This is a genomic window from Rhodopirellula sp. UBA1907 (assembly GCF_002337565.1).
GTDB classification, from domain to species: Bacteria; Planctomycetota; Planctomycetia; order Pirellulales; family Pirellulaceae; genus Rhodopirellula; species Rhodopirellula europaea.
Window position 1 is genome coordinate 57,404 of sequence record NZ_DDGH01000071.1, and the last position, 5,435, is coordinate 62,838.

Consider the following 5,435-nt stretch of genomic DNA (forward strand, 5'->3'; position numbering starts at 1 on the left):
CAGGAGGAAGCGGACGACGAAGCCGAGATCGCGGCGGGAGTCGACGATCCGGGCAGCCACGGCGACGCGAAATTATCCGAAAAGAATCTCGCCTAAATTGCCAACATTGCTGAAACTTCGGCGAATCCGCCTGGGTACCTTTCTTCGTAGGCGCCCTGTTCTTGAGATGACACGGCCTTACAGTTGAAGCTCTTGCCTTTCAATTTCCAATTTGATCCGACAAAGGACGCACCCGTGAGATTGTCGTACGCCCGTTTCCAACCCGCCCGCCCAGGCGTTTCCCGAGTTGCCACGTTCGCGTTGGCCGCTCTGGTCGCTATTGCGGGTATCGCATCACCGTTCACTTCGGTGACGGCTCAAGAAAAACTGATTCCCGGTGGCGGCAGTGCCGTTGCGGGACAATCCACTGAACCAGTCGTCGTGGTCACGCTGGGCAGCATTGATCAATTGACTCGCGACCTGAACTACTTCAGTGGTGCGATCGGCCAACCACAATTGGGCGGTATGTTCGCCATGATGGCCGGAACCTTCACACAAGGTCTCGACACATCCCAGCCCGTTGGCATTGTCGTGCCATTGATTGACGGTGCACCCGAACCCATCGCCTTGCTGCCAACATCGAATGTCAAAACCGTGCTCAAACGTATGGAAGCTCAAGTCGGTCCTGCCGACGAGCTGGACGACGGCACGATGGTGATCGCCATCGGTGCCAACACAGTGTTCATTCGCCAGGTTGGTAACTGGGCAGTCCTGGCTCGCAACCGCGCCGTTTTGGACCGTGCTCCCGCCGACCCATCGGCCCTGATCAGCGAAATGGGAGCTGAATACGACATCGCCGTTCGGTTGGACGTTCAACAAGTCCCACCGCCAATGCGTGACGCATTGATTGGACAAATTCGCCAAGGATTTGACCAAGCGATGAAGCAGCAACAAAACGGCGACGAAGCCGCAATGGAATACGCTGCCCAATCGATCGAACAACTCGAACAAGTCATCGATCAAACCAAAGAACTGATGATTGGAATCGACATCGATTCCGCCAATCGTCGCGTGTTGTTGGAAACGGAGTTCACCGCCGTCCCAGGTTCCAAGCTGGCTCGCATGTACGACGGACAAAAGCCCATTCCATCGGCTTACAGCAGCGTCGTTCGCGACGATGCGGCTGGCTATGTTCACTTCGCCAGCTCGATCGGCCCCGAAGCTCTTGAACAAGCACAAACCAGCGTCGACGGCGCGATGCAAATGTTGGGTTCGGCCTTGAGCCAAACCGACAAGCTGAGCGAATCCGAGCAAGCCGAAGCGACGGACATGATCCGCCGTGTGGTGGAACTGATGATGGATTCGGCCAAAGAAGGCAAATCGGACTTCGGTGCTTTGTTGCTGACCGACGCCAACAAACTTCAATTCGCTCTGGGTGCATTCGTATCCGATGGCGGAGAAGCAGCCAGCATCGTCAAAGACGTCGCTGCAAAAGTCCAAGGCCGTGGTGACGCACCTCGTTTCGAGTTCGACGTCAACAACTACAAAGGCGTCAACATGCACTTGGTGGAAGCCGACGTGCCCGCTGACGAAGACGAAGTTCGCAAGATCTTTGGCGAACAAGTTCGCGTTCACATCGGAACCGGCCCCAAAGCAATCTACGTTGCACTGGGTGACGACAGCCTACCTTTGATGAAACAATTGATCGATTCAGAAGCCACTCCAGTGGCTCCATCAGGCAACACGTTGATGCAAATTCAAGTCAACCTGATGCCGATCCTTCAGTTCGCTCAATCGATCGAAAACAACGATGCGATTGCAGCCATGATCGACGCACTTTCGCGAGCCGATGACGCGGGCGAACTGCGAATCGTTTCCGAAGCCATTGCCAATGGTCAAATCAGCCGCTTCGTCATCGGTGATGGCATGCTGCAAGCCATCGGTGCGGCCGCTCGACAAGCTCAGCAAGCCAAGATGAACCAAGGCTTCTGAGTGATTTTCGTTTCGATCGCCTGCTCGCCAGATGATTGAAATCGACACTGCTTTCAAACCTCTCTGGGCCGGCCCGTTTACCGGGTGGATCCAGGGAGGTTTTTTCTTGCCCTCCACAAATTCCTGATCTCATGGTCACTGAATCTTCTCCGAACTCTGCCGCGTCCAACTCTGCCGCATCAACCGAGTCCGATGCCAACGCTCCTTCCCGCGGCCCAGGCCGATCGCTTTTGGTTGGACTATCGTGTTTAGTAATCGGGATTGGTTTGGGGTGGATACTCAGAGGCAAGCAATCACCATCCTCCGTGGCAACTCCACCGACCGTCGTCGGATCCAAGCAAACGGCATCAGGTGAAACATCAGACGGCCAAACGAACATCGCTTCGTCGGATGTCCCCATGGAGGATGTCTTGAAACTGGCGGAGGAATCGCTCCAGCACTTGATCGACAACGTCGACGGCTACACGACGCGAATGATCAAACACGAACAAGACCGCAATGGCGTTCTGCAAGAACCGTCGGAGATGTTCATGAAGATCCGAACGCGACACGTTGGTGGCGAGCCCGGCCAAGGCCTGCGTGCTTACTTGCGATTCGAAACACCCGAGTCCGCGAAAGGACGGGAGGTGATTTGGATCGAAGATCAAAACGATGGACAACTGCTCGTTCGCGAAGCAGGTTTCATCGGCAGCATGATGACCGCCAAACTGGATCCAACCAACTTTCTGGCGATGCGAGGTCAGCGTTACCCAATCACCGAGCTGGGGCTGACCAACTTGGTGCGCAAGCTGATCGAACGTGGCTCACGCGACATCGATAACCCCGACGTCCGCGTGACTCGCACAGAAGGGCATGACTTCGACGGAAAATCGCTGACGCTGTTGCAAATCCAACGTTCGAAACCCACCGATCAACCCGATGACTTTTCGTTGGCCGAAGTCGTGATCGACGAAGAGCAGAAACTGATCGTCAGCTTCCGCAGCTTTGGTTGGCCAGCGTCCGAAGGCGAAACGCCGCCCCTGATCGAATCGTACGAGTACCACGATCTGGTCATCAATCCGGCGTTGACCGACCTCGATTTCGATCCAACCAACCCGGACTACACGTTTCCCGAGTGAGGCGATTGATCACAGATACGCTTGGCCCGATGAAGTGGATGAATTTGGCCTTTGGCCAAAGCGTGCGGGTGGCGTAACACAAGACCAGTGGCGTTGCCCGCTGGCTATGTTGAGCTTGGCCATTGGCCAAGGTGGACGACTGGCCAACGGCCAGTTTCATCGAAGCCAGTTGATTCGCCCCTGGGACTCTGCCCGGTTGCCCCTGACGAATCGACAACCAGCTTTTGGCTGGCAAAGGTTGCGTTCGCCCAGCGAGCACTGGTTCCCAAACGCAAAAAATGCTTGACATCGGCGTGCTGCACCACCACGTTAGGTGAGGGCAGCGCAACCAGCGATAAGTTCCTCCCAACCAGCGATAAGTCCGAGACTGCGAACCTGAGACGGGACAACGCAACCGGTGAGAACCCCCAACCATCCGACTTACCTCCGGACCAACCGGGGATAAGCATATCGTTCGCCAATAACAATACTTTCAACGCCAATGCGATGGAGACCTGAATGGGATGGGCCGTTGGTGCTGGCCTCGCGATGCTACTGCTACTTGCTCTCTCGGTATGTGCCAGCCTTCTGGCGATGCTGCGGAGCTTCATGCGGTCCGAACAAACACACTTCGCCTGTATTCTTGTTCCCGCGATTGCCGCCTTTATTGGTTTCAGCGTCTTTGCGATGCTACGACTTGTGGAACTCCCGACGATCGCTTTCGAGACACTTGTACTGGGGTCAATTGCCGGCGTAGGATTCGGCTGCTTGATTGGCGTGATGCCTTTGCAGACGCGTTAATTGCTCACGTGCAATTGTGGGCCTAGGTGCTGGCGGCGGTGCATCATTGACCCAACGTATAATCGGCGAACCAGACGATGCACATGAGCCGCCGAGTTGAGTTTATTGAAGTGGTGAGTCGTTCGCGGCGGCCACGTGATCGTTAACGTTCGTCGAATAATCTTATGCCCAGATTTTACTCTGTCTTCCTTGCTCTGTTGATCGTGCCGACCAATTGGTCTCGGTCGACTGCCGACGATTTGCTCAATGTGCGCGAAGCGAACTGGCTTGAGATGCTACGTGAGCAGATCCCTCAAGTTAGCGAATCGCAGCAACGAACCGCTATTGCAATGACGGTCGCGGTTCTCGCTGAAACCGGACATGAAACGGAAGCCCAAACGATTGCCTTGAGTCAAGAGGACGAGGATACGAAGAATTCGCTGATGACGAGCATCGCTACATCTCTCGCGCAAAAAGGCCTGTTCGATGCTGCATTTGCAACGGTCGACAAGATCTCCGAACCGAGGTGGAAAGAGCGAGCCACGCACTTCGTTGGCATGGCACTTGCCAGTAAAGGCGAACTCGAACGTGCCGAGTCCCTCATTCGGCAGATGTCGGATGACTACCACAAAGATCGCGTCCTTGCGGACATCTGCGAGTATCTAGCGCGAGCAGGCAAAATCGAAGAGGCTTTCACTCGTGCTCGCGACATTTCAGATTCCTACCGTAAGAGTGAATCGAATAAGGCAATTGAAAGACTACGCGATGGAACTCCAAGTCCTTTGGAACAGCTTTCGGGCTCACTACGTGATCGTATCAGCACAATGACTGCCTTCTCTTCAGACGGTACCTACGACGCCGCAATACTGGCGATCGTCGCCGCAAAGGCAGGTGATGAAGAAGGGGTTAGAAAATACATCAATAGTGCCATTGGGGAATCGAAAACCCGAGGCATTCCACCGAAGAAAATCCCAACAGCAATCCTTGCCTCCGTCGCGTTCGTCGAACTTGGGAACGAAAAGGAAGCAGGTAATCTGGTGGAGAGACTTTACGGAAGCGTTGGCCGAGATTGGAGCGGCTTATCGACGGCCTTCGGCTCCCCGATCCTGATTTCCCTACTCGTACGTTTGGAGCGATTTGATGCGATCGATGAAATACTCAAGAGAAAACGGGAGGTGTTCCAGGCTGATCCGACGGAATCTTGGTACCTTTTCACTCTTGAGTCGGTTGCGGAATCACTCGTAGAGCAAGACTACATTTCTGAATTTGAATCACGGTTAGACCTTGCTAGAACGCCTGATGAGAAGCTCTATCTCCTGATGGGGGCAATCATTGGGGGCGACTACGCACGACGAACCAAGCCATGAACCCAAGTCGCCGGTCTCGCGTTCAATTACATCACGATCAAACGCGGCGACTGGGTTATGGCACCCGTTATCGGATGCAATGAATCACGATTTCCCTTACGCCGACGATTTTGCATACGTCGAGAAAGTGTTTTCGTCCTGCGCACCCAAAAGGAATTGTTTGGCGGCCGCGAAACTCAGGAATCTTGGCGGATCCGGCCGTCATCTGCTTCCGGTCGTT

4 protein-coding genes are annotated in these 5,435 nt (G+C 54.7%); all 4 read left to right on the forward strand.

Annotated elements, in window-relative coordinates:
* Window positions 1–183 precede the first annotated feature (183 nt).
* The 4 genes from B2R17_RS15300 (at window position 184) to B2R17_RS15315 (ending at window position 5,215) form a co-directional block, all read left to right on the forward strand.
* Window positions 184–1,971, forward strand: a complete 1,788-nt coding sequence (locus B2R17_RS15300) for a hypothetical protein (RefSeq protein WP_339887250.1) — start codon at window positions 184–186, stop codon at window positions 1,969–1,971.
* A gap of 131 nt (window positions 1,972–2,102) precedes the next feature.
* Window positions 2,103–3,089 (forward strand): DUF1571 domain-containing protein, encoded by a 987-nt coding sequence (locus B2R17_RS15305; RefSeq protein ID WP_414707336.1) that lies wholly within the window; start codon window positions 2,103–2,105, stop codon window positions 3,087–3,089.
* Between the two features lie 498 nt (window positions 3,090–3,587).
* Window positions 3,588–3,869, forward strand: coding sequence for a hypothetical protein (locus B2R17_RS15310; RefSeq protein WP_286764672.1), 282 nt, complete (start codon window positions 3,588–3,590; stop codon window positions 3,867–3,869).
* A gap of 164 nt (window positions 3,870–4,033) precedes the next feature.
* Window positions 4,034–5,215: a hypothetical protein gene (locus tag B2R17_RS15315; protein WP_286764673.1), complete on the forward strand. Its 1,182-nt coding sequence runs from the start codon at window positions 4,034–4,036 to the stop codon at window positions 5,213–5,215.
* Window positions 5,216–5,435: the final 220 nt, after the last annotated feature.